The following is a 24139-nucleotide window of genomic DNA, read 5'->3' as shown; positions in this document are numbered from 1 at the left end:
AGGTCGGGCGGATAAGCGCTGACGTTCGCGACGCGACGGCGACGTCAGGCGTCCTGCTGCTGCGCGTACTGAATACGGTGCAGATGCGCGTAGAGGCCATTATGCGCCACCAGCGCCTGGTGCGAGCCCTGCTCCACGATGCGGCCGTGTTCAAGCACGACGATCCGGTCGGCGCGCTCAATGGTCGAGAGGCGGTGCGCGATCACCAGCGTGGTTCGCCCTTCCATCAAGACTTCCAGCGCGGCCTGCACGTGGCGCTCGGACTCCGAATCCAGCGCGGACGTTGCTTCGTCCAGGATCAGGATCGGGGCATCCTTGTAAATCGCGCGTGCGATGGCCAGACGTTGACGCTGACCGCCCGACAGGCGCATGCCGTTGTCGCCCACGAGCGTTTCGACGCCTTCGGGCATGGCCGCGACCGCATCGGCCAGATTGGCCGCCCGCAGCGCTGCCTGCACGCGCTCGGCGTCGATCTCTTGGCCGTAGGCCACGTTTGCGGCGATGGTGTCGTTGAACAGCACGACGTCCTGGCTCACGAACGCAATTTGACGACGCAGATCGGCCAGGCGCAGGTCCGTCAGCGCAATGTCGTCGAGCAGAATCCGGCCACCGGTCGGATCGTAGAAGCGCGGCACCAGATTGACCAGCGTGGTCTTGCCGCTGCCGGAGGGCCCCACCAGCGCCACCATCTCACCGGGCGCCACCTCGAGCGAGATCCGATCGAGCGTCGGACGCTCGCTGGCACCATAGTGGAAGCTCACCTGATCGAACGTCACGCGCCCCTTGGCGCGCTCGAGCGTGCGCTCGCCGCCGGTCGGCTCGACTTCGACATCCATGACTTCGAAAATCAGCTCCGCGGCCGTCACGCCGCGCTGCAGCGGCTGGTTGACATCCATCAGATGCTTGAGCGGGGAGACGACCAGCAGCAGCGCCGTGACGAAGGCCGTGAAGCCGCCCACGGTCATCTCGCCCGACGACGACTCGATCATCGCCACCGTAATGACGATGGCCAGTGCCAGCGAGGCGAGGGCCTGCGTCACCGGCTGCGCCAGACCGCCTGAGACGGTCACGCGCATGGCATAACCGCGCAGCGTGCTCGTCATCTTGTCGAAGCGCGACTTTTCGTACGCTTCGCCGTTGTGGATCTTCACCACCTTGTAGCCGCCCACGGCCTCTTCGACCACGTACGACAGTGCATTGGTCAGCGTTTGCTGCTCGCGGTTCAAACGACGCAGGCGCCGGTTGATCTTGCCGACGAGCCAGCCGATGAACGGCAGAATCACGGCCACGACGAGCGTAAGGCGCCAGTTCAGATAGAACAGGTAGCCCAGCAGGCCGACGACAGTGAGCGAATCGCGCACGAGCGTGATGAGCACCGTGGTCAGTACGCCGAGCACCTGGTTGACTTCATAGACGAGCGCATTGATGAGCGTGCTCGTCGTCTCGCGTTGATAGAAGACGGCCGGTGCATGCAGCAGGCGGTCGAACATGCGCACCCGCAGGTCGAGCAGCACGCGGTTGGACACCCACGAGAGCATGTAGTTGGCCGAATATTGCGCTACCCCCCGGATGACAGCCAGACCGATCACGGCGGCAGGCACGTACCACAGATTCCATGGATCCTGGCCCGAGAACCCCTTGTCGAGCACCGGCTTGAGGACGGCCGGAATGGCCGCTTCGGTCGCGGCCACGAGCGCCATGGCGAGAACGGCCAGCAGGCCCATGTGCCAATACGGCTGAAGATAGCCCAGCAGACGCCGAAGAATCGGTCCGACGGGCTTGTGCGGTGCGCTCATGTAGGTGGGGGACGGCGGAAAAACCGCTATTCTATCGTACCGGCCGGTCTTGCCGGGACACGTCCGAGCCTGACTCGGACATCACCGCAAAATTCATCACAATGGCCGCGCTCGGGGCCGATGCGCGCCGCAGCCGGGGGGAACCGGTATACTCCCGCCCATGGCAAGCGCACTCGAAGTCCTCCGTACCGTATTCGGCTATAACGCATTCCGTGGCGATCAGGCCGCTATCGTCGACCACGTGGCCGACGGGGGCGACGCGCTTGTGCTGATGCCGACCGGCGGCGGCAAGTCCCTGTGTTATCAGATCCCCGCGTTGCTGCGCCCCGGCATCGGCATCGTCGTCTCGCCGCTCATCGCGCTCATGCAGGACCAGGTCGATGCGCTGCTGCAAGCCGGGGTGCGCGCGGCCTATCTGAACTCCAGTCTCGGCTTCGACGAAGCGCTCGATACCGAGCGCCGCGCCGCCCGCGGCGAACTCGATCTGCTCTACGTGGCGCCCGAGCGCTTGCTGACCGATCGTTTTCTCGACCTGCTCGACCGACTCGACGCGCGCGGGCAACTGGCGCTGTTCGCCATCGACGAGGCGCATTGCGTCTCGCAATGGGGGCATGACTTCCGTCCCGAATACATTCAGCTCTCGGCACTTCACGAACGTTATCCGCGCGTACCGCGCATCGCGCTGACCGCCACGGCGGACGCCGCGACGCGCGAGGACATCCAGACGCGGCTTGGCCTGACCGAGGCGCGGTTGTTCGTCTCGAGCTTCGACCGGCCGAACATTCGCTACGAGATCGTCGATCGCGACAATCCCCGCAAGCAGTTGCTCGCGTTTCTGGGGCGGCACCGGGGCGAGGCGGGCATCGTCTATTGCCTGTCGCGCAAGAAGGTGGAAGAAACCGCCGCCTGGCTCGAGACGCAGGGCATTCCGGCCCTGCCCTATCACGCAGGGCTGGACGCGGACGTGCGCCGCACGCACCAACAGCGCTTCCTGCGCGAGGAAGGGCTGGTGATGTCGGCCACGGTCGCCTTCGGCATGGGCATCGACAAGCCCGACGTGCGTTTCGTCGCCCACCTGGATTTGCCCAAGAGCCTCGAAGCCTACTATCAGGAGACGGGGCGCGCGGGGCGCGACGGCGAACCCGCCGAAGCCTGGATGACGTATGGGCTGAACGACGTCGTGGTGCATCGCAGCCGCATCGACGAGTCGAACGCTCCCGACCAGCAAAAGCGCATCGAACGCCAGAAACTCGACGCCCTGCTCGGCTATTGTGAAGCGCCGCGCTGCCGCCGCACCGTGCTGCTGTCGTATTTTGGCGAATCGAGCGCGCCGTGCGGCAACTGCGATGTCTGCCTGAGTCCGCCCGAAGTCTTCGACGGGACCATCGCCGCCCAGAAGGCCCTCTCGGCCATACTGCGTACGGGCCAGCGTTTTGGCGCCGGGCATCTGGTCGATCTGCTGCGCGGGCGCAGCACCGACAAGATTCGTCAGTTCGGGCACGAAGCCCTGCCGACGTTCGGCGTTGGCGGTGAACTCGACGATCAAGGCTGGCGCGCGGTGTTCCGGCAGTTGATCGCGCATGGCATCATCGAGCCCGACAGCAGCCAATACGGCGCGCTGACGCTCAACGCGGCGGCACGCCCGGTGCTCAAGGGGGAAACGACACTGTCGTTGCGGCGCCAGCGGGCCTCCGTCGGAAAGAAGAGCCGTTTTGCCGGGTATGCGTCGTCGCAGGCGATCGAGCTGGATACTGCCGATCAGCAACTGTTCGAAAAGCTGCGGGCCTGGCGGCAGGAGATCGCCAAGACGCAGCAGGTGCCCGCCTACGTTATCCTGCACGACCGGACACTGCGCGAACTCGCCCAGCGTCGCCCCCGCCATCGCGAGGGGTTGGCCGATATCACCGGACTCGGCGAAGCCAAGATCGAACGCTACGGTGAAGCGCTTGTCGAGTTGCTCAACGACGTTGCCAACGCTTGATCACCGCGCGGGTCCGGCAATCGGACGCCGCCATTTCGTGAGTTGTCATGATTGAAGCTTCATCGCCTGCCACCTCGCTCGAATGTTCGCCGCGTCTGCCGCTCACGGTAACGATTCTCACGCGCAACGAGCGTCACAACATTGCCGATTGCATCACGTCGGTGCAGTCGTTGGCGTCGCAGATCGTCGTGCTCGATAACGCGAGCACGGACGGCACGACGGACATCGCTCGCGCCGCAGGCGCCGAGGTGCACGTCACCGACGACTGGCCCGGCTTCGGCCCCCAGAAGAATCGCGCGCTGTCGCTTGCGACACAGCCCTGGGTGCTGTCACTCGACGCCGATGAACGCGTCACGCCAGAACTGGCGGCCGAGATTGCGGCGGCGATTGCCAGCAGTGACCGCGGCGGCTACGCGGGCTTCCGCATGCCTCGCCTGTCGCAGTTCCTCGGACACTGGGTGCGGCATTGCGGCTGGTACCCGGACTACGTGTTGCGACTGTTTCGGCGCGAGGCCGGACGCTTCTCCGACAATCTCGTGCACGAGCGGGTGATCGTCGACGGCGAGATCGGCACCCTTGCGCATCACCTGCTGCATTACAGCTATACCGAGGTTCGTCAGGTCGAAGACAAGGTTCAGCGGTATGCGCGCGCGGGGGCGACGGAGATGGCGTTGCGCGGCAAACGCGTCTCGCCGCTGAAACCTTGGATCAATGGCGGATGGGCGTTCGTGCGCACGTATTTACTGCGCAGAGGATTTCTCGACGGCGCCACGGGCGCCGCGATTGCGCGGATGAATGCCCGCAGCGCGTTTCTGAAGTACGCGCTGCTGCGGCGCGCAGACGCCTGACGCACCCTCGGCCCAATTACTTGGCGAGCGCCCGCTTCACACGCGAGCGGAACAATTCCCAGCGCAGCTTGCCGTCATTGACCGGCTCGGGCAGCCGTCCGTCGTTACCTGCCGGCACCGGCTTGCCACGGCGCAGGTAATAGCGGTCGAAAATGGACTGTGTCATGCCCCACTTGCGCAGAAACTGCGTGCGACCGTCGTTCTTCACCACCTTGCCCGTACTCTTGCACTGAAAGTGGTACACAAGGCTCGCGCCAACGCCAACGAAACGGCGTGCGCCCGCTGCCCACATCTTCATCGAGAAGTCATTGTCGCTGCTCATGCCAGGGCTAAGCTCGGTGCTGTAACCGCCGACGAGAAACCACCAATCGCGGTGCACGAGCGTCGGCGGCCAAGTGGCGCCGAACCAGTCCGGCTTGCGGTAGGTCGGCACGGCAGCGAGCAGCCCCGCCTCATCGAACGTATCGACGTCGCGGCCGAAGTCCTGCACAAGCACGCAGGGATTGCCGGTGTCGACCGGCTCGATCATAGTGCCCGAGAGCATGAAGGCCTTGTCGGGCATGGCTTCGGCACGCTCGATCAGCGCACGATCCCAGCCCGGGCAGCAATACATGTCGTCGTTCAGGTAGACGATGTACTTTTCACGGGCAAGCGCTGCCGCCTGATTCACGGCGTAGCAGATACCGATGTTGTCCGGCGACGCCGTATGCTCGATCCCCTCGGCCCGCACCCAGTCGAGCGAGCCGTCTGAGCCGTCGTTGATGTGGACGATGATCTGATGCGGATGACTCGAATTCTCGCGAATGCTGCGCACGCAAAGTTGCAGCAAGGCGAGATTGTTCCACGTCGGAACGATGATGGAGAACATCCGGATTTCCTTGTTGTATCGAAAGACGCACGGCATCTCGCGGCGTCATGCAACGCCGCACCGCCTCGCCTGCCTCAATAGATGATTTGTACCGAATCGGTCGTGAGCCACTGGCGAAGCTCGCCGAGCAATTCGTCGCCCGGCTGGACCTTCCAGTCGTCACCCAGTCGCGACTCGCATTCGGCATCAGGACGGCGATACACGATGTGCACCGGCAAGCCGTTCTGCTTGTCGTTGTCGTCGTCATTGCGACGTCCGAAGGCACCGCTCCGGCCACCGCCACCGCCGCCTCCGCCGCCGTTGAAGCCGCCGCCGCCCCCACGGGAACCGCCGCCCGCGCCTGCCATTGCCGCGACGCGGTACATCGTGCAGTGCGGTTGCAGCGTGGCGCGCAGGCGCGTCCAATCGGCATTGCCGTTGAACGACAACTTGAGCGCACGCGCGAAACGCGCCCGCGCACGGCCGAGATCCATCAAGCTCTCCACGGTGAAGCGCAGGCCGCCGGTGAAGCTGTCCGGGCGTGCGTTGCCCTGCACGATGAGTAGTTCGTCTTCCTTGAAGAGGTGCTTGTTCGCTTCGAACTGCTCGTTGAAGATCGTGACTTCGAGCGTTGCCGTGCCGTCGTCGAGCTGTACGATCAGCATCTTGCCGCGCTGGGTCATCATCGTGCGCATGCTGGCAATCACGCCGGCGACCAGCCTGTCGCGGCCCTCTGTCAGGTCTCGAATGCGGGTCCGGACGAAGCGCCGCACTTCCTCGGCGTAGGAATCGAACATGTGGCCCGACAGATAGAAGCCGAGCGCCTGCTTCTCTTCCTGCAACTTGCGCTTGTCGGTCCAGGCCGGCTCGTCGGCCAGCTCGAGCGGCGCCTGCAGGCTTTCGTCACCAAGATCGAACAGGCTGACCTGATTGGCCGCCGCACTCGCCTGCTCCGCGGCTTCCATCGCCAACGGCACCGACGCCATCAACTGCGCACGATTGGCATGAATGCTGTCGAAGGCACCGGCACGAATGAGCGCTTCGATCGTGCGACGGTTCACCACACGACGATCGATGCGGGCGCAGAAGTCAAACAGATCGGTGAACGGTTTCCCTTCGCGCGCCCGCAGAATTTCCTCGATGGCCGACTGACCGCTCCCCTTGATCGCGCCCAGGCCGTAACGCACCGTCTTCGCGTCGGCCGGCTCGAATCGATAGGCGGAGACGTTCACATCCGGGGGCAGCACGCCCAGGCCATTGGCGCTGGTCAGGCAGTCTTCGTAGAGAATCTTGACCTTGTCCGTGTCGTCCATGGCCAAGCTCATATTGGCGGCCATGAATTCGGCGGGATGGTGTGCTTTCAGCCACGCGGTGTAATAGGCCAGCAGTGCGTACGCCGCGGCGTGCGACTTGTTGAAACCGTAGCCCGCGAATTTCTCCATCAAGTCGAAGATCTCGTCCGACTTTTCGCGTGTGAGGCCGTTCGCCGCCGCACCCTGCGCGAAAATCTCGCGGTGCTGAGCCATCTCCTCAGCCTTCTTCTTGCCCATAGCGCGACGCAACAAATCGGCGCCACCTAGCGAGTAGCCGCCGATGATCTGCGCCATCTGCATCACCTGCTCCTGGTAGACCATGATGCCGTAGGTCTCCTGGAGCACCGGCTCGACGCGCGGGTCCGGGTACTCTACCTTCTCGCGGCCGTGCTTACGGGCGCAGAAGCTCGGGATCAGGTCCATCGGGCCCGGACGATACAACGCCACCAGCGCGATAATGTCCTCGAACCGGTCCGGCTGGGCGTCCTTCAACATGCCCTGCATGCCGCGGCTTTCCAGCTGGAACACCGCCACCGTATTGGCTTTCTTCAGGATGCTGAAGGCGGCCGGATCTGTGAGCGAAACCTGGTCGAGCGACCAGTCCGCCATCTCCGGATGCAGCCGCTTGATGTAGCGCTCGGCCCAATTCAGGATCGTCAGCGTGGTCAGACCCAAAAAGTCGAACTTCACCAAGCCGACGGCTTCCACGTCGTCCTTGTCGTACTGGCTCACCACGCCGCTGGCATCTTCGCCGCTGCCCTGCGTGTACAGGGGACAGAAATCCGTCAGCTTGCCCGGTGCGATCAACACGCCGCCCGCGTGCATGCCGACGTTACGCGTGAGGCCTTCAACGCGCTGCGCCAGCTCGATCAACTGCTTGACTTCGTCCTCGGTCTGGAAGCGCTCGGCAAGTTGCGGCTCTTCTTTGAGCGCGTCGTCGATGGTGACGTGCTTGCCCGGCTTGAACGGAATCAGCTTGGAGATACCGTCGACGAAGTTGTAGCCCAGATCGAGCACGCGGCCAACGTCGCGCACCGCCGCCTTCGCGGCCATCGAGCCGAACGTTGCGATCTGCGAGACGGCGTCGGCGCCGTATTTGTCCTTCACATACTGAATGACGCGATCGCGCCCGTCCTGACAGAAGTCGATGTCGAAGTCGGGCATCGAAACGCGTTCCGGATTCAGGAAGCGCTCGAACAGCAGGTTGTACTTGAGCGGGTCGAGGTCGGTGATGCCCAGCGCATAAGCCACGAGCGAACCCGCCCCCGACCCGCGCCCCGGCCCTACCGGGACACCATTGTTCTTCGCCCACTGGATAAAGTCCGCCACGATCAGGAAGTAGCCGGGGAAGCCCATCTTGATGATCGTGCCGGTCTCGAAGTCGAGCCGCTTGTAATACTCGGGACGCTGCGCGTCGCGCTCGGCCTCGTCGGGGAACAGTTGGGCGAGACGCGTCTCCAGCCCTTCCTTGGACAGGTGCACGAGATAGTCGTCGAGCGACATGCCGTCCGGCGTGGGGAACAGCGGCAGCTTCGGCTTGCCGAGCTCGAGTGTCACGTTGCAGCGCTTGGCAATCTCGACGGTATTCGCCACTGCAGAGGGCACGTCTTCAAACGCGGCGATCATGTCGTCCTGCGTGCGGAAACTCTGATCCTGCGTGAACCGCCGCACACGGCGCGCGTTGCCCAGCATCTCGCCTTCGGAAATACACACGCGCGCCTCGTGCGCGGTGAAGTCGTCCGACGTCATGAACTGAATCGGATGCGTGGCAACGACCGGCAGGCCCGCTTTCGCCGCCAGCTGCACCGCCTGCTGCACGTACATCTCCATGCCCGCCTGGCCGGTGCGCTGCAACTCGATATAAAACGCCCCGGGGAAAACGCTCGCCCAGTGCTGCGCGCATTGCAGCGCCTGCTCGGGGTTGCCGGCCGCCAGCGCCGCACCGACATCGCCCATCTGGGCCCCGGAGAGTGCCAGCAGACCGCGCGCCAGACCGTCGGCCTGGAGCCATGACGATTCGATCTCCGCCCGCCCGCGCCACTGGTTGCCGAGCCACGCCTTGGAGAGCAACTGGCACAGGTTCAGATAGCCCTCTCTGTCGCGTGCGAGCAGCAACAGCCGCGACGGCTTGTCGCGGTCGACCGGATTCGTGATCCAGGCATCGCAGCCAATGATCGGCTTGACGCCCTTGCCGCGGGCTTCCTTGTAAAAACGGATGGCGCCGAACATGTTCGCGAGGTCGGTCAGCGCGAGCGCGCCCTGACCATCCTTGGCGGCGGCCTTGACGACGTCGTCGAGCCGCACGATGCCATCGGCGATCGAGTATTCGGAATGGAGACGGAGGTGGACGAAGCGAGGTTCTGACATGGGCCGTATTGTAACGCGCCGCCCCCGGATACAGCGCCCCGCGTCGCGAAACGTCCCACTTTGGCGCGCTTTTCGGATGAGACCGGGCGGGCACTCGGAATTCCTCCCCGCCGTGACCGGGATGCTGTCCGATTCGGCGAAATCCGGGGTGAAATCAAAGTGCGTTCGCGCCGAATCGGCGATAATGGCGCTTTATTGCTTCACGCTTTTGCGAAATCCCGTTGCCATGTCTATCGTCAACATCGCTGCGTACAAGTTCGTCACGCTCGACGACATCGCGACCCTCCGTCCCGCCCTGCAGGCACGCTGCCAGGCGCTCGACCTGAAGGGCACCATCCTGCTCGCGCCGGAGGGCATCAACCTGTTTCTGGCCGGCTCGCGCGAAGCCGTCGACGCCTTCCTCGCCGAACTGCGCGCCGACGCCCGGTTCGCCGATCTGGCCGTCAAGGAAAGTCTCTCCGAGGCGCAGCCGTTCCGCCGGATGCTGGTGCGCCCGAAGAAAGAGATCATCACGATGAAAATGCCGGTCATCAAGCCGGCGGACGGCCGGGCGCCCGGCATCGATCCGGTCACGCTCAAGCGCTGGCTCGACGCCGGCCAGGACGATGAAGGCCGCCCGGTGGTAACGCTCGACACGCGCAACGACTTCGAAGTCGATGTCGGTACGTTCGACAACGCCGTCGACTATCGTCTGACCAAATTCTCGGAATTCCCCGACGTCGTTGCCGCTCACCGCGATGACTTCGAAGGCAAGACCATCGTGTCGTTCTGCACCGGTGGCATTCGGTGCGAAAAGGCCGCGATCTACATGCGCGACATCGGCCTCGAGCATACGTATCAGCTCGACGGCGGCATTCTCAAATACTTCGAGGACGTTGGCGGCGCGCACTATCAAGGCGACTGCTTCGTGTTCGATTACCGCACGGCGCTCACGCCAGACCTCACGCCGTCGACGACCCAGCAGTGCTTCGCCTGTCGCGCCGTGGTCACCGCCGAGGATCAGCGCAGCCCGGCTTACGTCGAAGGCGAGCATTGTCCTGCGTGTGTGGGCAGCCGCACGGCGGCCAACACGCTTGAGAAGGCCATCACTGCCGCCCCGTCAGCGCCATCTGCCCCGTCTGCCTGAGCGCGCCGGTGGCTCACGCCCGCCCGCACGACGCCGCGCCGCCCGCCAGCCCTGATGCGTGCTACCGGGGTACGCGTTACCGGGGCCGCTTCGCGCCCTCCCCGACTGGGCCGCTGCACCGTGGCTCGCTCGTCACCGCCCTGGCCAGTTGGCTTGATGCCCGCGCGCACGACGGCGTCTGGATCGTCCGTATGGAAGATCTTGACGAACCGCGGTGTGAGCCGGGGGCGGCCGACGCCATTCTCGCGACGCTGACGCGTCTGGGCCTGCATTCGGACGAGCCGGTCGTCTGGCAAAGTCAGCGACACGCGCAGTATGAACAGGCGCTCGCCTCGCTCATCGCGCGCGGCCTCGTTTACCCCTGTGGCTGCACGCGACGCGAAATCGCCGATTCGCTCACCCGCGTGCACGCGCGCCACCGCACGCTCGCGTATCCGGGCACGTGCCGCCACGGCCTTCACGGCAAAACACCTCGCGCCTGGCGCTTGCGAGTCCCGGACGGCGAGGCCGCTCGCATCCGTTTCGAGGATCGCTGGATGGGCCCGCAGACGCAGGATCTGGCGACCGAGGTCGGCGACTTCGTGCTCAAACGTGCCGACGGCCAATGGGCCTATCAGTTGGCCGTGGTCGTCGACGATCAGACACAAGGCATGACCGATATCGTGCGCGGCGCGGATTTGCTGGATTCGACGGCGCGCCAGATCTATCTGCAGGCGTGTCTCGATGCCCCCACGCCACGCTATCTGCACGTACCGTTGGTCATGGCCGACGACGGCGAAAAGCTGAGCAAACAGAATGGCGCGGCCCCGCTTGCCCTCGACACGGCAAACGCGACGCTCTGCGCGCTCAAGGACGCCGCGGCACATCTCGGATTACCGGCGACGCTCACCCACGTCTCCCATCGTGAAGACTTCTACGCCGCAGCGATACAGGCTTGGCGGGCTCAGCACAGGCAATGAAGCCCGCACCTGCCTTCGTTACCGTTCCCCAACATGAAAAAAGCCAGCGCAACTACGCTGGCTTTTCAACTTCAACACGCATCTTCAATGCGCGCCGCCATCCATCATCGACTCAGTGGCTCGCCTTGCGCGGGAAGCCGGCAAGCAACGCCGCCACCTGACGCTTCGGCGCCTTGTCAGGCAACCCACCAAACGACGTCGGCACAGCGGACTCCTGCGACGAACGAGCATCATGCTGCGGCTCACTCGCCGACGGCGACGGCTCGTACGGCTTGTAGAAGAACTCGTCTTCCGGACGAACACGGCGCGGTGCGGCACTGCCGCCGCTACGGCTGGCCCGCAGGCCGTCGTGGCGACTGTGGCGCTCGCTACGGTCACTACGCTCACCGCGCTCACTACGGTCACCGCGATCGCCGCGGTCAACAACGCGCTCGCTGCGGTCGTCGCGCGACCGGCTACGACGCTCCAGCACCAACTCTCCACGCTTGAGTTCGTGCTTGATCAGCTTTTCGATTTCCACGATTTGCTTGCGTTCGTCGGGGGCGCACAGCGAGATTGCCTCACCCGACGCACCCGCGCGGCCCGTGCGACCGATACGGTGCACATAGTCTTCCGGGTTGTACGGCAGATCGTAGTTGATCACGCCCGGCAGATCCGAGATGTCCAGCCCGCGCGCTGCAACGTCGGTGGCCACAAGCGCCTGAATACCGCCTTGCTTGAACGCTTCGAGCGCTTGCATACGCTCGTTCTGCGACTTGTCGCCGTGAATCGCGGCCGTTACGATGCCCTCGCGCTCCAACTGGCGCGCCAGTCGGCTCGCACCGACCTTGCTGTTGACGAACACGATGACCTGCTTGAGATCGCGCTCCTTCAGAATCTGCACCACGGCGGCGCGCTTGTCGTCTTCATCCACTTGATAGACAACCTGCTCGACATTGTCGGCCGTGGCATTGCGGCGGGCGACTTCGATCGTGAGCGGATTCGTGAGATAGCTCGACGCGAGTTTTTTGATCTCGTTCGAGAACGTGGCCGAAAACAGAAGCGTCTGGCGCTGCTTCGGCAGCAAATTCAGAATGCGCTGAAGGTCAGGCAGGAAGCCCATGTCCAGCATGCGGTCGGCCTCGTCGAGCACGAGCATCTTCACCTGGCTCAGATTCACCGTCTTTTGTTCGACGTGATCGAGCAAGCGACCTGGCGTGGCGATCAGTATCTCAACGCCGCGTCGCAACGCATCCTTCTGCGGATTCATGTCGACGCCGCCGAACACCACCGTATTGCGCAACGGCGTGTGCCCCGCGTAGGCGCGCACGTTCTCGGCAACCTGATCGGCAAGTTCGCGCGTCGGCGTAAGAATCAGCGCACGCACCGGGTGACGGGCAGGCGATGCACTCGTGTTGGCTTCGGGCAGCAAGCGCTGGATGATCGGCAGCGAAAAGCTGGCGGTCTTGCCCGTTCCCGTTTGCGCGGCGCCCATGACGTCACGTCCGGACAGCACCACCGGGATGGCCTGCGCCTGGATCGGCGTCGGCTGGGTGTAGCCCTGCTCGGCGATGGCCCGCAAGATGTCCGCATGCAGCCCAAAGCTATCGAAGCCGGGGGTCGGAACAGCATTTACATCAGCCATGGTGGAGGGACATCTCTTTTAAAAAACGGGGGCCGCCACGCGGAAGGATTCCGCATCAAAGCTCACTCGCGAAGATTCAAGGGGCGCTGCGCGCCATGCTCGGGGCTGGCGCGAGAGGGGCCTGTCGAGGGACAGATGCGTCGGGCGCCGCCGGACCAGGGAGGTCATGAAGAAGCAAAACAAGCGCAATTCTAGCACTTGCGCACGACCAACGTGTGACAGTCGCCGTTGACGGGCTGTGTTCTGCCCGGATTCCGCGCTCAGCGGCCCGCGCCGGCGTTGGCGCTATTGTCGGGCTTGCCGTCACGCAAGGCCGGCTTCGCCGCGCCCGCCTTGATCGTCCTGCCCGCCTGGGCCGCGCGCTGGCGATTGGCGTAGCGCTGCGCGAGTACGGCGCACACCATCAGCTGCATCTGGTGAAACAGCATCAGCGGCAACACGATGGCGCCGAGCGGCCCGGTCGCAAACAGCACCTTTGCCATCGGAATACCGCTCGCAAGGCTCTTCTTCGATCCGCAGAAGACAATAGTGATCTCGTCCTCGCGGGAGAACCCGAGCCAGCGGGCGGAATAGGTGGTGAAGGCGAGCATGATCGCCAGAATCACCGCGCAGCAACCCAGCAGGCCGAGCAACGCCAGCGGCGAAACCTGGTGCCACAAGCCCGTGTTCACCGCTTCGCTGAACGCCGTGTAGACCACCAGCAGAATCGAGCCCTGATCGACGATCTTGAGCAATCCGCGATTGCGCTCGACCCACTTGCCGATGGCCTTGCGCGACACTTGCCCCGCGATGAATGGCGCGAGCAGTTGCAACATGATGTTGCCGATGGAGGCGAACGGCGACGCGCCGTTCGCACCGTTGTGATGGATGACCACCAGGCCGACGAGCACTGGCGTGATGAATATACCGAACAGGCTCGACGCCGACGCGCTGCACACCGCCGCCGGTACATTGCCCCGGGCGATCGAGGTGAATGCGATGGCGGACTGCACCGTTGCCGGCAGCGTACACAGAAAGAGGATGCCCAGATACAGATCCGGCGTCACCATCCACGAGAGCATCGGCTTGAGCGCCAGGCCGACGATCGGGAAGACGGCGAACGTGCTGGCGAACACCAGCAGGTGCAGACGCCAGTGCGTCGCACCGGCGAGCACCGCCTCGCGCGAGAGCTTGGCGCCGTGCAGGAAGAACAGGGCGGCAATCGCCACGTTGGTGAGCAGGTTGAAAGCGACTCGCCCTTCGCCGTGCGCTGGCAGGAAGCTGGCAAGCGCGACAGTCGCCACAAGCATCAGCGTGAAATTGTCGGGAAGGTAACGCGGTCTGGCCATCGTCGATCTCGAATCCGTCGGAAAAGACAAAGCCCGTCCGCCAGCACACAGGACGCGACGGCGCGGCGGCCGCCAGCGATCGTCGGTCAGCCGATCGACAAACGATCGAGGATGACCGGAAGTGTGCGCTCGCGATACGGGTTTTTACGTATTAGAGCGCAAGGGCAGTTAAAATACAAATTCATTTAAAAAAATTATTCATACCAAACACGCATGAATATTTCGCTGCGCCAGCTCAAAGTGTTCCTCGCAGTGGCCAACCACGGGAGTTTCAGCCGTGCCGGCGAGGACATCGGCCTGACCCAGCCTGCCGTCAGCCGATGTATCCGTGAATTGGAGCAAGAACTCGGACTCAAGTTGGTGGACCGGACCACGCGGGAGGTCACCCTGACCGAAGTGGGCGCTAGCCTCTCGGCAACGCTCGCCCGGGTGCTCGACGAGCTGGAGAGTGCCCTGCGCGACACCCATGGTTTGGCCGAAGAGCGGCGAGGCCGGGTACGTGTCGCCAGCGCGCCCACGATTTCCGCCAATCTGATGCCCGAATGCATCTCCGCCTGTGCGGCCCGCTACCCGGACATCACGCTCTTGCTGCGCGATCAGGTGCAGACGCTCGCGAGCGACAGCGTGCGACACGGTGAAGTGGATTTCGGCGTCATCGTCGCGTCGGAAGGAACCGAGGATCTGGTCGGCGAGCCCATCATGGTGGAACCGTTTCTCGTCGTGTGCGACCGCTCACATCGTTTTGCGACACAGACACAGGTGACGTGGGAGGAACTCAACGGCGAAAAGCTCGTACTGCTCGACTACGCGTCGGGTAGCCGACCGCTGATCGACCGGGCGTTGGCCGAACATGGCGCCTATTGCCAGGTGGCGCAGGAAGTCGGGCATGCGATCACGGTCTTCCGAATGATCGAAGCGGGCATCGGCATCAGCATCATGCCGGCTCTGGCACTTCCCGCGATGCCGGGACTACCGGCGCATGGGGACCGCCTTGTCGCCCTGCCGCTCGTGCCGCAACTCGACCGCACCATCATGCTCGTGCGCCGCAAGAACCGCACGCTCTCGCCCGCCGCACAGTCGGTCTGGGCATTGATCCAGGAAATCACGGCCAAGACGTCGCACGCGCTGACTGCCCCGCCGGGAAAACGTGGGGAGGCACACGACAGCCCAACCTGACCCTGACATGATGGGAGATGCGACATGATGTCGAAATTTCGAGCAGAATTGCGCGAACTTCGGTGAAATTTTCTCTTGTCCCACCGCACGCCAGCACCACTATGTAAGTGAGTGCCTGCTACAATTATCGAGCGTCGACTCCCACAAAGCGCATGACTGTGCCATCGGGCGTTTGCCCCGCCATCGTGCCTCGACGACATGCCCGCGCCCTGCGGGCATTATGTTTCCGGTATGGCGTCATGGACTTGTTCATCAAATACTTCAGTCCGCTGTGGCTCTTCCACGCGGCGGCCGATCTGTCATTCTGGCAACGGCATCAACTCGACGCGCGCATGCATGTCATCAGTCGCTTCATGTGGCGATATGTGATGCGTTGGTGTGTCGTGAGCGCCATGTTGCTCGTGCCGGCCGCAGTCATGGCGCATGGCATGGCGGCCACTGGGCTCGCGCTGGCGGGCGGGGTATCGGCGAGCGTGACCGTGCTCATCGCGGCACTCGCGCTCGGTTGCCTCATCGGTGCGCGCCTGCGTTAAGCGCGGCTGGCCCCCAACGAATTCGGTGTTTCGTCCCGAGCGTCGACTATCATGGAACGGCTCGCCTCGCGCGGCGAATTGCCCGTGACGCCGGCCTCTCTCGACCCCTAAGGAGATTCACATGGCCAACGCCAAGATCCTGGTGGTGTTCTACAGCATGTTCGGGCATATCCACACGATGGCCGAAGCTGTCGCCGACGGCGCACGCAGCGTCGCCGGCACCGATGTCACCGTCATGCAAGTCCCTGAGCTGGTACCCGACGAAGTGCTCGAAAAGAGCGGCGCGAAAGCGGCGCGCGCCGCCTTCGCGAACGTGCCCGTCGCCCGCGTCGACCAACTGGCCGACTACGACGCGATCCTGTTCGGCACCCCGACCCGCTTCGGCAACATGACCGCACAGATGCGCAACTTCCTGGATCAGACCGGTGGCCTATGGGCCAAGGGCGCGCTCGTCGGCAAGGTCGGCAGCGTGTTCGCCAGCACAGGCACGCAGCATGGCGGACAGGAAACGACGATCACGAGCTTTCACACCACGCTGCTCCACCACGGCATGGTCATCGTCGGCGTGCCCTACACCGAGCCTGGCCTCACCAACATGGGCGAAATCACCGGCGGCACACCTTACGGGGCGACCACGCTCGCCGCGGCCGATGGGTCTCGCAAACCCAGCGAGAACGAGTTGAAGATCGCGAGGACGCAAGGCCGTCACGTGGCGGAAATCGCGTCCGCACTTAAGCACGGACGCGCGCTGTAGCCCGCTTTCGTCGAGCGGCGCGCCGCCGGTTGGCTTACGCACCGCGCGAGGCTTACCACGGCGCCCGCCGTCCTCAGATCAGCTTCAGATCCTGCAACACGGCCCGCACGATGCGCGCGCGCTTCGGCGCATCCGCGGCCCCCGCCATATCGATGTGCAGCGCCACGCTCGTGATATTGCCTTCGCGCTCGATCCAGCCGACCCACCAGCCGATATTGGGCGTCTTCTCGTCGAACCAGCCCGTCTTGGCGTGCAGCACATAGTCCGGCGTGGCTTCGACAATCGAGATCTGACGCACGATGTCCTGCGTGTGCGCCGAAAACGGCAGTGTGCCGCGTGCGAGCCGTTGCAAGAAGTCGACCTGTTCGCGGGCCGAGATCCGCAGGCTGTCGTCGACCCAGTAGGCGTCGGCGGCGCGGCCGATGGTGCGATTGCCGTAACCGGTTTCGTCCAGCATTGCCTGCGCGTATTCACGCGCGATCTTGTGCGAGACGACCTGATAGCACGGCAGACACGACACCCGGAACGCACTGCGCAGATCCATCGCGGCATTCCAGGCCTTCACCTGACGCGGCTTGCCATCCCAGGGAATGATCTCGCGCTCGTTCTCGAGCGCGCCCGACTCCAGCGCGAGCAGACTGTTGAAGACCTTGTAAGTTGATGCGGGCGATACCCGTCGCTCGGCACGCGCGGTATCGAACGCCTGATACGTTCGCGTGTGACCGTCGAGCACGATGATCGTGCCCTTCACCCCTTCCGCCGCGAAACGTTCGCCCCAGTCGGCACGCTCGATAATGCGCACCGGTGCCGCCTGCGTCGATGCCTTGGTTTCCTCTGCCTGTGCCGGCGGGGTGAACAAAGTCGCCGAGACGAGTGCGGCAGCCGCAGCCGCAGCCGCCGGTAGGGCAACAACACCGCGTCCCCAGCGAGAGATCTTCATTTTCATTTCGTTATCCTGATTTAAATTCGTGCCATCGGGGTGGCAGGAAGAACGTCGGTGGCGCCGGCCAGGCGCCCGCTTCCGGGAGCGTTTGCAGCATAGTCTGCGTTTCGGCAGGCACAAAGCAACGCTACCGTAACCGTCGTAACCGCCGTATCATCGGTGCACCCCATTCGTAGATTCCGTCGCGTGTGCGGCCGTCGTCCGTGGCCCGACGCCACTCGACTCGCCTCGACGCCATGTCCGACACCCCTCCCTCGCGCAGCACAACGCCCGTCACGTCGGCCTCCGCCACGGGCGCACCTACGCTCGTCGTCCGCCTCGACGCCCCCCAGCATATCGACGGCCAACCGGTGCGATATCAGAGCCTCTGGTTGTTGATGCGGGTCTACTATGCGGCGCATTACGAGATGTCGTCGGTCTCGCTTGCCTCGTTGAAGATCCGGTTCAGTCAAGCCGGCGCGGCGGGCGATCTGCGTATGCTGGTCAGCCGCGCGTTCTCCGACTTTGCACGTTGGGGCGTTGCCGTGGGCTGGGGCGACGATGTACTCGCCGATGCGCGTCTGCTGCCGACGCGCGGACGGGGCAAAGGGCCATTCTGGCTCGCCCGCGATGAGATGTCGCGCATCGCCGTGACGATCGAGGACTCGACGCCCGCCGACCCGCGTCGCGCGATCGCCTCGTTTCTCGGGCTTGCACAGGATGCGGCGTCGGATACCCCATCGCCGGCGCTCGATTACGTCATGCAGGACATTGCGTTCTGGCATCACCTGACGCTGGGCAAGCGCGATATGCAGGATGGCGTGTTCTTCGCGCCGCCCCAAGCGCCATCGCAGAGCGAGGTACGCCGCCAGCCGCGCACCGGCGCGATTCCATCGTTTCATGCGGCGCAGGTGTGTGCCGTGGACGACGTGCAACGCGGCATCGCCCTGCTTGCCGAGACGATCGCCTGGCGTCGCATGGGCGACGCGGCACGCACGAATCGAACGCTGGCAACGCTCGCCGCGACCTTTGGCGCGAACCCGCCGGGCTCGCCCACGTTGCGCGCCATGCACTGGATCGTGCAGGCTTGGCAAGCCTACGGGTCACGCGACGAGGCCGGCGCGTTCGCCCACCTGCAACGCATCGCCGACGATGCCTCGCTCGCCCCCTGTCTCGTCTACAACCCGCGCATTCGCTTCGAGAGCCGCAACCTGCAGGCGTTGCTGCACAAGTCGCACGCCGCGCGCGGCGGCCCGATGCCCGCGCGGGAGCAGTCGGCGGCGAACGCGCTGGCCGCCTTTTCCGACGCCCTGCAAGCCGCGTTCGAAGCCGACTCCATTGAACTCGCGCAGCATGTCGCGGCCAACATCGGGCTGTCGTTGTGGCTGTTTTGGCAAGGCGCGCTCATCGATCCCGGCCGACGGCTCGCCGCCACGGACGTTCAGCGGCAGGCGCTGCGCTGGATCGGACTCTCGGAGTGGATCTGCGACCGGTTCGGTGTCGGTGGCAATTCCGTCTGGAACACAGTCTTCCTGTTACGCATTGCGCGCGGTGCCGTGCCGGCGCGGCGCGACCCCGATCTGGCGACGCTGCGCGCGAGCACGCCGTTGACTGTCGACGCCTTTCTCGACGCCGTGCAGCCATTCGGCGCGCCCTTCTCGCGGGCGAAGGGTTTCCAGCGCTGGACCGATGTCCTGGCGACGACGCTCGCCGACCATGAAGAGGGACGCGTCTGCTTCGAGCCGTTGCAGCTGGCCAACTTGTGGTTCGAGATGTTGTGGTTCGCGCTGCACCAGGACGGCGACTCGCCGCAGGCGGTGCATGCCGCCCAGTCGCTGGGCCGCGTGCTGCCACTCCTGCCCCCGCCCGACCGGCGGTTCTTCCGCGACGCGTTACGGCTGATGCCGCGCGAGTTTCAGCGCGAAGTGCGCCTGGCGCAGTAGCGATGGCGTCAGGACGTACGTGGCGCCGGGCCTGCCCTCACCGCACGCCGTGCGGCGTCTTGGGCAGCGGCGCGCGAAACGCGATCGCCATACGGTTCCACGCATTGATGGTGGCGACGGCGAACGTCAGATCGGCGATCTGCTTGTCGTCGTAATGCGCACGCAGCTCGGCGAACAGGGGGTCCGGCACATGCCCGTCCTGGACGTTGGTGACGGCTTCCGTCCATGCCAGCGCCGCACGCTCGGCCGGCGAGTACAGCTCGGTTTCACGCCAGGCGTCGAGCAAATGCAGACGGCGCGGTTCGATGCCCGTTTTCAGGGCGTCGACCACGTGCATGTCGATGCAGAATGCGCAGCCGTTGAGTTGCGAGGCTCGCAGCCAAACCAGCTCGACCAGGCCGCCCGGCAGGCCGCAGTCATGGAAATACTGGCTCAGCACGCTCATTTGTTCGTAGGGGCGCGGCGCGGCCTTGATGTAGTTCAGTCGTAGCATGAATCGATTCTCCGTTCCGTTCAATTCCGTTCAGAATAGGCTTCACCCACCGGTGGCATGCCGTTGTCACGCTTGCCATGCCTCCACGCCTTCGACGATACGCAGCTCTTGTCGCCCCCGGAAGGGCCAAGACCGGCGAAAATTGTCAGGCCAAAGTGAGCCAAGCCGCACATCCGGGAATGCGGTGCCCAAGGCGCCGGCCGGTGACATCGCACTACGACTGGCGCGCACGCTCGGCGACGTCAGCGCGCGCGCCCTCGCCTGACGCCGCCGCCCAACCAGCGTTTGCGTCCGCCCGCATGTGTTATGCCGCATCGCAGCATTGGCCGTTCACGTTTTTCGGGACGTATCGTGCTTGTGTTTGCCGGGCATGTCAGTGTATTGTTGCCGCAAAGCTAGCGCAGGGGTCCTGCAACGTGAGTTGTGGGTGAGAAATACCCTTAGAACCTGATCTGGATAATGCCAGCGCAGGGAGCGTAGAAATTCCTCGCCCCCGTTCATGCTCCTGAGCCGCTTTTCGCCGAAATTGTCGGCGTCAACACGTGCCCCGCCAGGAGACATTGCATGAACGCCAATCCGAAGTTCCTCTCAGCCAATGCGCGCGTGGATGAAGCCGCGATCGCACCGCTGCCGAATTCCCGCAAGATCTACGTCGAAGGCTCGCGCCCCGACCTCCGTGTCCCGATGCGCGAAATCTCGCAAGCCGACACGCCGACAAGCTTTGGCGGTGAAAAGAATCCGCCGATCTTCGTATACGACACCTCCGGTCCGTACACCGATCCGGACGCCCAGATCGACATCCGCTCCGGCCTGCCCGCCCTGCGCGCGGCATGGATCGAGGAGCGCGGCGACACCGAAGCGCTGCCGGGCATGACGTCCGCCTACGGCCGCGAGCGCGCCGCCGACGACGCCACCGCCGAGCTGCGTTTCCCGGGCCTGCATCGCACGCCTCGCCGCGCCAAGGCCGGCAAGAACGTGACGCAGATGCACTACGCGCGTCAGGGCATCATCACGCCCGAGATGGAATACATCGCCATTCGCGAAAACCTGCGCCGTCAGGAATACATCGAGAGCGTGCGCAACGCCGGCCCGCAGGGCGAGCGTCTGGCCAAGCTGCTCTCGCGCCAGCATCCGGGTCAGCATTTCGGCGCGAGCCTCCCCGCCGAAATCACGCCGGAATTCGTGCGCAGCGAAATCGCACGCGGTCGCGCCATCATCCCGAACAACATCAACCACCCGGAATCGGAGCCGATGATCATCGGCCGCAACTTCCTCGTCAAGATCAACGCGAACATCGGCAACTCGGCCGTGACCTCGTCGATCGGCGAGGAAGTGGACAAGATGACGTGGGCGATCCGCTGGGGCGGCGACACGGTGATGGATCTGTCGACCGGCAAGCACATCCACGAGACGCGTGAATGGATCCTGCGCAACAGCCCGGTACCCATCGGCACGGTGCCGATCTATCAGGCGCTCGAGAAGGTGAATGGCAAGGCCGAAGACCTGACGTGGGAAATGTTCCGCGACACGCTCATCGAGCAGGCCGAGCAAGGCGTCGACTACTTCACGATTCACGCCGGCGTGCGCCTCGCGTACGTACCGATGACCGCCAACCGCATGACTGGCATCGTGAGCCGCGGCGGCTCGATCATGGCCAAGTGGTGCCTCGCGCACCATAAGGAAAGCTTCCTGTACACGCACTTCGAAGAGATCTGCGAAATCATGAAGGCCTATGACGTCGCGTTCTCGCTGGGCGACGGCCTGCGTCCGGGCTCGATCTATGACGCCAACGACGAAGCACAACTCTCGGAGCTGAAGACGCTGGGTGAGTTGACACAGATCGCGTGGAAGCACGACGTGCAGGTGATGATCGAAGGCCCGGGCCACGTGCCGATGCAGCTCATCAAGGAGAACATGGATCTCCAGCTCGAGTACTGCGACGAAGCCCCGTTCTACACGCTCGGACCGCTGACGACGGACATCGCCCCCGGCTACGACCACATTACGTCGGGCATCGGGGCGGCGACCATCGGCTGGTACGGCACCGCCATGCTGTGCTACGTCACGCCGAAGGAACACCTCGGTTTGCCGAACAAGGACGACGTGAAGGAAGGCATCATCACGTACAAGCTCGCCGCGCACGCCGCCGATCTCGCCAAGGGCCACCCCGGCGCGCAGATTCGCGACAATGCGTTGTCGAAGGCGCGTTTCGAGTTCCGTTGGGAAGACCAGTTCAATCTGGGTCTCGATCCGGACAAGGCGCGCGAATTCCACGACGAAACGCTGCCGAAGGACTCCGCCAAGGTTGCCCACTTCTGCTCGATGTGCGGACCGCACTTCTGCTCGATGAAGATCACGCAGGACGTGCGCGATTACGCCGCCAAGCAAGGCATTTCCGACGAAGCGGCGCTCAAGCAGGGCATGGAAGTCAAGGCCGTGGAGTTCGTCAAGAACGGCGCCGAGATCTATCGTCGTACCTGACGATACGCACGCGGCGGCGAGGGTTTCGCCTCGCGCCGTCGCACGGTTGCCCGTCGTCAACGATGGCCGCTAACGCGCCCGGGTCAAACCGGGCGCGTTTTATCATGGATGACGCTTGGCCATCAGCCGGCGAACCCGCTTAGCCGTGCGCAGACGGGTCGATCGTGGTGCTGGCCGGAACCGTCGGCACACCGCGCATCGTCAGTTGATTGCGCAGGCGCTGCGTCGCGATATGCGGCGGCCGCGACGACAGCGTCGTCGCCAGTGCCGTGAAGGCCTTCGTGTTCGTCGCGGGCAGCGCCGCCGCGTTCATCACCTCCGTGTGACGAAGCGCCCAGTGGCGCTCGCCCAGTTGCTCTACCCCGAGGGCGAGTTTGACCCACTCGTCCGTGCCCAGTCCGACGGACGGCGGCAGATCGGCGCGCACCATGGCCTGGTGCATCGGCAAGCCGTCGGCGAACCCCACGCGAAGCATCCATTCGGTGCTCTCGCGCGACGGCAGGACCCGCGATCCCTGGTGCAGCCGATCGTTCACTTTCCCGATGAACGTGGCGGGCGACTCCAGTTCCTCGCACGCCTTCGACCACTCCTTTCTCCCTGCCAGCGCCGGCTTGCCCGTCCATCGGCGCGCGGTATCCGCGACGATCGTCGCCACGTTGTCGCGACGGGTATCGAACGCCACCGTTCCGTTGCGACCGCCCGTGCCGAGCAGCGAGCCGCTCACAATCTCCCGGCAGATCTGTGCCCGCTCGCTGCGCCCGTCGGGCATGACCACAGGATGATTGCGACCGTCCGGCGATACGCCTCGTGTGCCGGTGTCCTGCGCACTGGCGCACACATGAAGCGTTTGCACGGCGGAAGCGCTCAGGACCGGTTGCGCGCCACGCGTTGCACCATTCGCGGGAACGTCGAGCGCAAGTGCGGCCAGTTCGCCGCTGTCAATGCCGCCCCCCTCGGGTATGAACCGTCCGGCAGCGACTTCGCCCGACGCCTCGATTTCCGCCGATGCGCCCAGGAAATCGCTGCCGAAGGCCTTGTCCATGCCGCGGGATACTGGCACGGCACGCACCGCGCTCGCGGTCCAAGGGTGCGTCAGGCTGTCGGCGCGAGCGTTGGCGATGCGCACCAGCGGAATGCCGGCGGCGTTGGCGAGCCCTGCTCCTGGCGTCAGCGCAATGGGGGCTGCTGCCGCAACGTTGCCCAACCCCGGCGAATAGTGGAATGCCTGGATGCCGTTCATCATCGTGAGATCCTCAGTAGGGAGATACGTGGCCGGTCGCCACGGCCTCGACAAGGTGTCGCGGCGAAGTTCACGATGCCCGAGGCGGCGTGCGCCCATTGTCGGTTCTGAACACGGTGTCGCGCAGCTCGCGCAAGCCACCGTCCGAAAGTAGACAGCGGCGCCCCAGCGCTCGCCCAATCGTTGGGGCATGGGTGTCGGCAAGCCCCGAACTTATGGCATGCTATCGGACAGCGGCACAGCCTACGCGGCTGACGCGGCCCGCAAAAATGGCGTCGGCGGCATTTTTGGCTCGCAGACGACACCGCACCGGGTACGCGCCTTCCGCGCACCCGCCTGAAGGCATCTCAAAATGACGGCCCGCCGGGCTTGTTTTGAAATGTCTCCCTGCCCACCGGACCCGCTCCC

At 64.5% G+C, this 24139-nt stretch carries 17 protein-coding genes and 1 riboswitch; of the genes, 9 read left to right on the top strand and 8 right to left on the bottom strand.

Annotation, left to right across the window (positions count from 1 at the left end; translation table 11 throughout):
* Nucleotides 1-44: 44 nt before the first annotated feature.
* Nucleotides 45-1796 carry a lipid A export permease/ATP-binding protein MsbA gene (gene msbA / locus PanNE5_RS12630; protein WP_017232852.1) on the bottom strand — a complete coding sequence of 584 codons (1752 nt, stop codon included), beginning with the start codon at nucleotides 1794-1796 and terminating at the stop codon, nucleotides 45-47.
* 160 nt (nucleotides 1797-1956) lie between these two features.
* Between msbA and recQ the strand changes: the two genes are divergently transcribed.
* Both recQ and PanNE5_RS12620 read left to right on the top strand, forming a co-directional pair.
* On the top strand, nucleotides 1957-3777 hold the full coding sequence (recQ, locus tag PanNE5_RS12625) for a DNA helicase RecQ (RefSeq protein WP_261938076.1): 1821 nt from the start codon (nucleotides 1957-1959) through the stop codon (nucleotides 3775-3777).
* 47 nt (nucleotides 3778-3824) lie between these two features.
* Nucleotides 3825-4625, top strand: a complete 801-nt coding sequence (locus tag PanNE5_RS12620; RefSeq protein ID WP_410007528.1) for a glycosyltransferase family 2 protein — start codon at nucleotides 3825-3827, stop codon at nucleotides 4623-4625.
* A 16-nt stretch (nucleotides 4626-4641) separates the two neighbouring features.
* On the opposite strand, the gene PanNE5_RS12615 is transcribed toward PanNE5_RS12620, so the two are convergent.
* Nucleotides 4642-5493 carry a glycosyltransferase family 2 protein gene (locus PanNE5_RS12615; protein ID WP_017232849.1) on the bottom strand — a complete coding sequence of 284 codons (852 nt, stop codon included), beginning with the start codon at nucleotides 5491-5493 and terminating at the stop codon, nucleotides 4642-4644.
* A gap of 74 nt (nucleotides 5494-5567) precedes the next feature.
* Nucleotides 5568-9161, bottom strand: coding sequence for a DNA polymerase III subunit alpha (dnaE, locus tag PanNE5_RS12610; RefSeq protein WP_026131748.1), 3594 nt, complete (start codon nucleotides 9159-9161; stop codon nucleotides 5568-5570).
* Nucleotides 9162-9378: 217 nt separating this feature from the next.
* Here dnaE and PanNE5_RS12605 point away from each other — a divergent pair, with 217 nt between their 5' ends.
* Together PanNE5_RS12605 and gluQRS are read left to right on the top strand one after the other, a co-directional pair.
* Nucleotides 9379-10278 carry a sulfurtransferase gene (locus PanNE5_RS12605; RefSeq protein WP_261938075.1) on the top strand — a complete coding sequence of 300 codons (900 nt, stop codon included), beginning with the start codon at nucleotides 9379-9381 and terminating at the stop codon, nucleotides 10276-10278.
* A 113-nt stretch (nucleotides 10279-10391) separates the two neighbouring features.
* Nucleotides 10392-11237: a tRNA glutamyl-Q(34) synthetase GluQRS gene (gluQRS, locus tag PanNE5_RS12600; RefSeq protein ID WP_051060099.1), complete on the top strand. Its 846-nt coding sequence runs from the start codon at nucleotides 10392-10394 to the stop codon at nucleotides 11235-11237.
* 112 nt (nucleotides 11238-11349) lie between these two features.
* On the opposite strand, the gene PanNE5_RS12595 is transcribed toward gluQRS, so the two are convergent.
* Nucleotides 11350-12861: a DEAD/DEAH box helicase gene (locus tag PanNE5_RS12595; protein ID WP_017232845.1), complete on the bottom strand. Its 1512-nt coding sequence runs from the start codon at nucleotides 12859-12861 to the stop codon at nucleotides 11350-11352.
* A 260-nt stretch (nucleotides 12862-13121) separates the two neighbouring features.
* Entirely contained in the window at nucleotides 13122-14189 is a 1068-nt protein-coding gene (locus tag PanNE5_RS12590) for a bile acid:sodium symporter family protein (RefSeq protein WP_017232844.1), read from the bottom strand.
* A 213-nt stretch (nucleotides 14190-14402) separates the two neighbouring features.
* On the opposite strand from PanNE5_RS12590, the gene PanNE5_RS12585 reads away from it, so the two are divergent.
* The 3 genes from PanNE5_RS12585 to wrbA all read left to right on the top strand — a co-directional run bounded on the left by PanNE5_RS12585 (nucleotide 14403) and on the right by wrbA (nucleotide 16652).
* Nucleotides 14403-15365, top strand: coding sequence for a LysR family transcriptional regulator (locus PanNE5_RS12585; protein WP_017232843.1), 963 nt, complete (start codon nucleotides 14403-14405; stop codon nucleotides 15363-15365).
* Nucleotides 15366-15604: 239 nt separating this feature from the next.
* Entirely contained in the window at nucleotides 15605-15898 is a 294-nt protein-coding gene (locus tag PanNE5_RS12580; protein WP_017232842.1) for a hypothetical protein, read from the top strand.
* A 121-nt stretch (nucleotides 15899-16019) separates the two neighbouring features.
* On the top strand, nucleotides 16020-16652 hold the full coding sequence (gene wrbA / locus PanNE5_RS12575; protein ID WP_017232841.1) for an NAD(P)H:quinone oxidoreductase: 633 nt from the start codon (nucleotides 16020-16022) through the stop codon (nucleotides 16650-16652).
* A 73-nt stretch (nucleotides 16653-16725) separates the two neighbouring features.
* Here wrbA and blaOXA read toward each other — a convergent pair whose 3' ends face one another.
* Nucleotides 16726-17598: a class D beta-lactamase gene (gene blaOXA, locus PanNE5_RS12570; protein ID WP_017232840.1), complete on the bottom strand. Its 873-nt coding sequence runs from the start codon at nucleotides 17596-17598 to the stop codon at nucleotides 16726-16728.
* Nucleotides 17599-17831: 233 nt separating this feature from the next.
* On the opposite strand from blaOXA, the gene PanNE5_RS12565 reads away from it, so the two are divergent.
* A complete protein-coding gene (locus tag PanNE5_RS12565) occupies nucleotides 17832-19517 on the top strand; it encodes a hypothetical protein (RefSeq protein ID WP_017232839.1) in 1686 nt (561 codons plus the stop codon).
* Between the two features lie 37 nt (nucleotides 19518-19554).
* Here the strand turns inward: PanNE5_RS12565 and PanNE5_RS12560 are convergent, their stop codons facing one another.
* Nucleotides 19555-20010, bottom strand: a complete 456-nt coding sequence (locus PanNE5_RS12560) for a carboxymuconolactone decarboxylase family protein (protein ID WP_017232838.1) — start codon at nucleotides 20008-20010, stop codon at nucleotides 19555-19557.
* A 392-nt stretch (nucleotides 20011-20402) separates the two neighbouring features.
* Nucleotides 20403-20501: riboswitch (TPP riboswitch) on the top strand.
* A 73-nt stretch (nucleotides 20502-20574) separates the two neighbouring features.
* Here PanNE5_RS12560 and thiC point away from each other — a divergent pair.
* Nucleotides 20575-22491 carry a phosphomethylpyrimidine synthase ThiC gene (gene thiC, locus PanNE5_RS12555; RefSeq protein WP_017232837.1) on the top strand — a complete coding sequence of 639 codons (1917 nt, stop codon included), beginning with the start codon at nucleotides 20575-20577 and terminating at the stop codon, nucleotides 22489-22491.
* A gap of 139 nt (nucleotides 22492-22630) precedes the next feature.
* Here the strand turns inward: thiC and PanNE5_RS12550 are convergent, their stop codons facing one another.
* Complete coding sequence (locus PanNE5_RS12550) at nucleotides 22631-23734, bottom strand: hypothetical protein (RefSeq protein WP_261938074.1); 1104 nt, start codon at nucleotides 23732-23734, stop codon at nucleotides 22631-22633.
* Between the last annotated feature and the right edge of the window lie 405 nt (nucleotides 23735-24139).

The sequence above is a fragment of the Pandoraea sp. NE5 genome (genome assembly GCF_024363545.1).
Taxonomy (GTDB): Bacteria; Pseudomonadota; Gammaproteobacteria; order Burkholderiales; family Burkholderiaceae; genus Pandoraea; species Pandoraea cepalis.
Note: the sequence above shows the minus strand (reverse complement) of the source record. Positions and strands in the feature narration are given on the sequence as shown.

Excerpts from the sequence above, each read along its gene's own strand:
- wrbA (WP_017232841.1), top strand. The coding sequence starts at position 16,020 with ATGGCCAACGCCAAGATCCTGGTGGTGTTCTACAGCATGTTCGGGCAT.
- PanNE5_RS12595 (WP_017232845.1), bottom strand. The coding sequence starts at position 12,861 with ATGGCTGATGTAAATGCTGTTCCGACCCCCGGCTTCGATAGCTTTGGG.
- PanNE5_RS12620 (WP_410007528.1), top strand. The coding sequence starts at position 3,825 with ATGATTGAAGCTTCATCGCCTGCCACCTCGCTCGAATGTTCGCCGCGT.
- thiC (WP_017232837.1), top strand. The coding sequence starts at position 20,575 with ATGAACGCCAATCCGAAGTTCCTCTCAGCCAATGCGCGCGTGGATGAA.
- blaOXA (WP_017232840.1), bottom strand. The coding sequence starts at position 17,598 with ATGAAAATGAAGATCTCTCGCTGGGGACGCGGTGTTGTTGCCCTACCG.
- msbA (WP_017232852.1), bottom strand. The coding sequence starts at position 1,796 with ATGAGCGCACCGCACAAGCCCGTCGGACCGATTCTTCGGCGTCTGCTG.
- PanNE5_RS12560 (WP_017232838.1), bottom strand. The coding sequence starts at position 20,010 with ATGCTACGACTGAACTACATCAAGGCCGCGCCGCGCCCCTACGAACAA.
- recQ (WP_261938076.1), top strand. The coding sequence starts at position 1,957 with ATGGCAAGCGCACTCGAAGTCCTCCGTACCGTATTCGGCTATAACGCA.
- PanNE5_RS12580 (WP_017232842.1), top strand. The coding sequence starts at position 15,605 with ATGGACTTGTTCATCAAATACTTCAGTCCGCTGTGGCTCTTCCACGCG.
- PanNE5_RS12615 (WP_017232849.1), bottom strand. The coding sequence starts at position 5,493 with ATGTTCTCCATCATCGTTCCGACGTGGAACAATCTCGCCTTGCTGCAA.
- PanNE5_RS12585 (WP_017232843.1), top strand. The coding sequence starts at position 14,403 with ATGAATATTTCGCTGCGCCAGCTCAAAGTGTTCCTCGCAGTGGCCAAC.
- PanNE5_RS12605 (WP_261938075.1), top strand. The coding sequence starts at position 9,379 with ATGTCTATCGTCAACATCGCTGCGTACAAGTTCGTCACGCTCGACGAC.
- PanNE5_RS12550 (WP_261938074.1), bottom strand. The coding sequence starts at position 23,734 with ATGATGAACGGCATCCAGGCATTCCACTATTCGCCGGGGTTGGGCAAC.
- PanNE5_RS12590 (WP_017232844.1), bottom strand. The coding sequence starts at position 14,189 with ATGGCCAGACCGCGTTACCTTCCCGACAATTTCACGCTGATGCTTGTG.
- PanNE5_RS12565 (WP_017232839.1), top strand. The coding sequence starts at position 17,832 with ATGTCCGACACCCCTCCCTCGCGCAGCACAACGCCCGTCACGTCGGCC.